Source organism: Curtobacterium sp. MCBA15_005 (assembly GCF_001864855.1).
Classification (GTDB): Bacteria; Actinomycetota; Actinomycetes; order Actinomycetales; family Microbacteriaceae; genus Curtobacterium; species Curtobacterium flaccumfaciens.
This window is the reverse complement of the sequence record NZ_MJGL01000027.1, coordinates 7,742-8,541: the sequence shown is the minus strand read 5'-3', so window position 1 is coordinate 8,541 and position 800 is coordinate 7,742. Positions and strand designations below refer to the sequence as shown.

The window sequence follows — 800 nt, the reverse complement described above, 5'->3', positions numbered from 1 at the left end:
GAGCCCGGCCAGGATCGCGAGGACCACGCCGGCCCCGATCTGCACGAGCATCCACGCGACGACGGACCACCGGCGGCCGGCGAGCAGCGCCCACAGCCCCCGGAACGTGGCTCGACGGCCGAGCACCCGCTGCCCGGTGTCCGCGGCGACCGGCGCCACCAGGAACCCGCGACCGAGGTAGGCGAGGAACGGCAGCACGACCGAGAGCAGTGCCGTGAGCGTCAGCGTGCCCGCGACCACCGAGTCGGCACCGCTGCCGCCGTCGAGGGCCGAGAACATCCGCGACTGCAGCGCTTGCTGCCCGAAGGTGCTGGCCAGCGTCGAGAGCAGGCCGAGCACGCCGCTCAGCAGCACGCTCCAGAGCAGCAGCACGCGGGCGTTCCGGCGGAAGACCGTGAACGCGCCGGCCAGGACGTCACCGAGGCCGAGCGGGCGCAGGGGGATCACCGGACGCGAGCCGCCGGACGGGCCGCCCGGTCGCCCCTGACCCGGCCCCGGGGCGGGCTGCGGCGGCACGGAGAAGCGGGGCGGGCCTCCAGACAGGGGTCCGGGTCCGGACGCCGGCGGCGTCGGCGCACCCTGCTGCCCACCGCCCGGTGTGTGCCAATCGGACATGACTCCAGCCCCCTCGTCGTGTCGGACCGAGCCAGCGATGCACGGTCCACCTCCATCCTGGCGGAAAACCCGGCTCGGCGGGGCCTCGGCTATCGTGTGGGGACACGTGCCGACCACGGCACCCGCACGCCACCCGGAGTCCAGATCACATGACACCGCGCATCCTCGTCGTCGACGACGACCAG

General features: G+C 74.5%; 1 pseudogene. It reads right to left on the bottom strand.

Features of this window, described 5'->3' with window-relative positions:
- Nucleotides 1-615: pseudogene (locus BIU89_RS18555) on the bottom strand (hypothetical protein); the annotation flags it as partial.
- Nucleotides 616-800 lie beyond the last annotated feature (185 nt).